The 4192-nt window shown below is 57.6% G+C and carries 4 protein-coding genes; 2 read left to right on the top strand and 2 right to left on the bottom strand.

Translation table 11 applies throughout. The features are described 5' to 3' along the window. Positions 1-38: 38 nt before the first annotated feature. Positions 39-1211, top strand: a complete 1173-nt coding sequence (locus MUU54_RS24415; protein ID WP_247246525.1) for a PAS domain-containing sensor histidine kinase — start codon at positions 39-41, stop codon at positions 1209-1211. Between the two features lie 124 nt (positions 1212-1335). Here MUU54_RS24415 and MUU54_RS24410 read toward each other — a convergent pair whose 3' ends face one another. Both MUU54_RS24410 and MUU54_RS24405 read right to left on the bottom strand, forming a co-directional pair. Further along, positions 1336-1788 (bottom strand): cupin domain-containing protein, encoded by a 453-nt coding sequence (locus MUU54_RS24410; RefSeq protein ID WP_247246524.1) that lies wholly within the window; start codon positions 1786-1788, stop codon positions 1336-1338. Beyond that, positions 1778-2269, bottom strand: a complete 492-nt coding sequence (locus MUU54_RS24405; RefSeq protein ID WP_512700478.1) for a TetR/AcrR family transcriptional regulator — start codon at positions 2267-2269, stop codon at positions 1778-1780. Before MUU54_RS24405 ends, MUU54_RS24410 begins: the two co-directional genes overlap by 11 nt. 427 nt (positions 2270-2696) lie before the next feature. Between MUU54_RS24405 and MUU54_RS24395 the strand changes: the two genes are divergently transcribed. Then, on the top strand, positions 2697-4192 hold a 1496-nt coding region (locus MUU54_RS24395; RefSeq protein WP_247246522.1), incomplete at its 3' end, for a sensor histidine kinase.

Genomic DNA, 4192 nt, shown 5'->3' with positions numbered 1-4192 from the left:
TGTGTAAGGCGGACGTTCAAACTGGACTGGAGGGCATCATGGAGGATCTTGAAGACCTCTACGAGAATGCCCCATGTGGCTACCTATCTTTGGCCGCTGACGGCGTCATCGTCAAAGCCAATCGCACGCTGGCGGGCTGGCTGGGTACGCAGAGCTTCGAGCTGCTCGGTAAGCGATTTTATGACCTGCTGAATGTTCCCGGGAAGATATTCTACGAAACGCATTTTGCGCCATTGTTGCGAATGCAGGGGTACTTCAACGAGGTTGCACTGGACCTGGTGGGGCCGGACGGACGGCGGCTGCCCGTTCTGGCCAATGCCGCCGAGCGCCGGACCAGCGAGGGAGGTGTGCAGTTTACCCGCATCACGCTCTTCCAGGCAGCCGATCGGCGCCGCTATGAGCGGGAACTCGTGGATGCCAAGAACACTGCGGATAGAGCGCGTAAGGAACTGGAGGAGCTGAACAAGAGCCTGGAAGAGCGCATCGCTGCGGGGGTCGCCGAGCGGCTTCAACTGGAGCAAGGTCTACTGGCGGAAAAGGAGGTGGCGCGCTTGAGGGAGCAGTTCGTCGCCATTCTAGGGCACGATCTGCGCAATCCGCTTGCGTCGATTGTGGGCGGGCTCAACATCCTTTCGCGAGAGCCTCAGTCGGACAAGGCACGGCGCGTTCTGACAATGATGAGCCAAAGCACCGAGCGCATGTCCGGCCTGATCCAGGACATGCTCGATCTGGCCCGCTGCAGAGCTGGCCAGGGAATTGCCATCGTCCCGAAGCCGACCGACCTACGGGCCGTACTTGAGCAGGTCGTTGAGGAGTTACGCGCCGCTCATCCCGGGCGCGACATCCAAAGCTCGCTCCAGATTGAAGGCCCGGTCCCTTGCGACGGCGGCCGGATCGCCCAGTTGGTGTCTAATCTGCTCGGCAACGCGCTAACGCATGGCGCACCTGATCGACCGGTGAAGGTGACTGCAACAACAGACTTCAATGAGGTCGTCATAACCGTTGCCAACGAGGGCGAGCCTATCCCAGATCACGTCAAGGATCACCTGTTCGAGCCCTTCTTTCGAGCCACAAGCTCGGGTGAGAAGCAGGGACTTGGCCTGGGGCTGTTCATCTCATACGAGATTGCTCGAAGCCATGGGGGCAACCTTCAGGTTCGATCAGACCAGAAGGAAACGCAGTTCTGTTTTACGATGCCCATTGGTGGATAACGACGCCGCTCCCTCGTGGATTCTTGGTTCGTTGCCCGGTTCTTCGCGGTAATTGAATGCGGCACCGACAATCGAGGTCTGCTGGAGCCCGCTCAGCGAGCTAGCTCCAGCATCAACCGTCGGTCTAGGCCGCCAATGATATCGTTTCGATGCCATGGCGGCTCATGGCTGCGCCGATGCGCGCGTAGTCGGGAGCACCCTCCGGCCGCTCGGAGCCGATGTCGCAGAAAAAGGCAATCATTGACGGCGCCAGCATCACCAGCATTCGAACCGGCGCGCTGCTCCCATTGCTATAGTTGTGAGGCACCCGCGACGGCACCATCGCGGATGTACCGGTACCGGCTTTGATCTCCCGTGGGAGTAGGTCGGCGTCGAACTGACGGAGCGTCAACTCCCCCTCCAGTATGTAGATCAGTTCCGGTGATTCATGGACATGTGGAGGCGTTCCCGAGCCGGGTGGAACTTCAATGTCGAGCAGTTCCAGATCTGATCCAGGTACACCTCCGAGGAAACGAATGCGGTCAGCCACGACCCAGAGGTAATCGGCATTGTTAGCGTTGGTCACTTCAATATTCATCGCTGAGCTCCTTGACTGCGATGGTTGTGTCCGCCGCAGTGTCGCCCGATCTGATCGCGGACAAGATCAGTTCGAGCGCCCAGGAAGCCGCCTCGCCGGCCTGGGTGCCGTCGAGACCGCCGTAGTCTTTCAAGACCTCCCATGCGGAGGCCGAATAAAGCAGGTGTGCCAGCGCCTCGACTTTGCGAGCGTCTGACGTAGGAAGAGATAAGAGGGCGGGTGCAAGCGCCGCTGAAAAGCTCTCTCGCCGCGCCGGCACGGTCGCCATGCGCATCTGGCGACCAGTGCGGGAATGGAGAGCCGCGCGCATGGCCGCCTCATGCGAATCAAAGAGCGGAAAGGTTTTTGCAGGACCGAGAATGATGTCTTGGAATGCTTCGGGCTTCACGGCTGCGCCTATCTTAGCGTTCAACCATGTCCAGAACGCCGATAGCAGTTCATCCTTGTTGGCGAAGTACCGAAAGACGGTCCTGCGCTGAATGCCAGCCTCGGCAGCTATAGCTTCAATGCTGATTTCATCAGGGGGGTCGCTGAATGCATCAGCGACAGAACCGCTGCCAATATAGTTTCACGCGTCTCGCGTGCTCTCTTCTCACGAAGTGGACTGTTGTAGGCGCGCTTGGTCTGCACGAGGAGCTCCGCAATTTGACGACGCATCATGTGACATGAAATGTGATTCCTGTCAATTGGGATCACAGAGCATTTCTCTAATATGGCGACAGCTGCGTGGCTTACCTCCCACGCCACAGCTAGGCGGCTTGTCTACCTCTACTATTTCTTACCCATGACAGTTCATAAGGGGATGCTAAAGTTTTAGCGGCGCGATTTAGATGATGTGGATATGTCTGTCGTATCCTTTGCACATATCCGGTCGGTGATGCGGATACGAATACGCACTGAGAAGTGACATGCCAGAAATAGCTTCAATCAACGTCGGACTCCGCGAAGCCCTCTCCACGATCCTGAAGCGCGTGCCACATCCGGTCATCGTTAAGGATGATCAATCGAAGTTCATCTTCCTCAGCGACGCAGCCTGCGAACTGATTGGTGTGAATTGCGACGAGGTCTATGGTCGAACGGATCACGACTTACTTCCTAAGGAAGAAGCGGACGCAATAAGGGCGATGGACGTCCACATCTTGGCGACCGGAGGGGAGGAGCTGTTCGAGGAACAGATCACGGGTCGGGATGGCACAGGGCGAACGCTCGTGACCCACAAACGGCGGATCCGTTGGCTTCTTGATGGCGTAGAAGTCGATCTGATCGCGGCTGAACTTAAGGATGTAACGGAACTACGGACGGCCGAGCGAGTGCTGCGCGAGAGCGAAGAGCACCATCGCTCTTTGATCGAACTTCATCCGCAGACGCCTTGGATAGCAAGCGCCGATGGTGAAGTCATCGAGGTAGGATCGCAGTGGACGAAGCTGTCGGGCAACCCTGTGACTGAGGCAACAGGAAGGGGCTGGATACGCTCCGTTCACCCTGACGATAGGGACCGTGCTGAAAGGGCTTGGAGGGAAGCAGTTCGATCAGGTCAGCCTTTCGACATTGAGTTTCGCATTAGATCGGCCAATTGCGGCTACAGGTGGTACCGGAGTCGTGCTGCGCCAAGGGTTTCGGAAAACGGCGCCATCGTACGCTGGTACGGGCTACTTGAGGACGTTCACGAGCGCCAGCTTGCGCTTCAAGCTCTTCGGCAGAGCGAACAGAAGTTGCGAGAACATCGCGACCAGCTGGAGAAGCTCGTCGAGCTGCGCACCGCGGAAGTCCAACAGAAAAATGCTGAACTGGATCGCTTGTTACAGCAGGAGCGGGAAGCGAACGCTCTCCAGCGTCGGTTCGTGGCGATGATATCTCACGAATTTAGAACACCGCTAGCGATCATCGATAGTGCGGCACAGCGACTGACACGCACCAAGTCTGCTGTCACGAGCGAGTACCTGGCTGAGAAGTCGGATCAGATAAAGGGTGCCGTCGCTCGTATGGTCGAGCTGATGGAGAGCATCTTGGCAGCCGGACGTCTGCAAAGTGGTACGATCGAGATCACGACAACCGAAACCTCGCTTTCGGCATTGGTGCTCGAGTGTGCAGACAAGCGGCAACAGATCAGCGGCACACACTGCTTCCACCTGGACTTGGACAATCTTCCCGACAAATTGGATCTTGATCCGGTAGCCTTTGATCGGGTCTTTGCGAATCTCTTCTCCAATGCCGTCAAATATGCGCCCCATGCACCGGATGTATATGTTCGCGGCTGGCAGGAGAATGGAGTGGCCATAATCTCAGTTCGTGATGGAGGCATTGGCATGGATGCCGACGACCTGCCTCGGCTCTTTCAGCCCTATTTCCGCGCCCGCAGCGCAACTGGTATCGCCGGGACCGGTATCGGGCTCAACATCGTAAA

This window comes from Pseudorhizobium tarimense (assembly GCF_022968135.1).
Lineage (GTDB): Bacteria > Pseudomonadota > Alphaproteobacteria > Rhizobiales > Rhizobiaceae > Neorhizobium > Neorhizobium tarimense.
Note: the sequence above shows the minus strand (reverse complement) of the source record. Positions and strands in the feature narration are given on the sequence as shown.

Coding starts and splice junctions, on each gene's coding strand:
- MUU54_RS24415 (WP_247246525.1), top strand. CDS start 39: ATGGAGGATCTTGAAGACCTCTACGAGAATGCCCCATGTGGCTACCTA.
- MUU54_RS24410 (WP_247246524.1), bottom strand. CDS start 1,788: ATGAATATTGAAGTGACCAACGCTAACAATGCCGATTACCTCTGGGTC.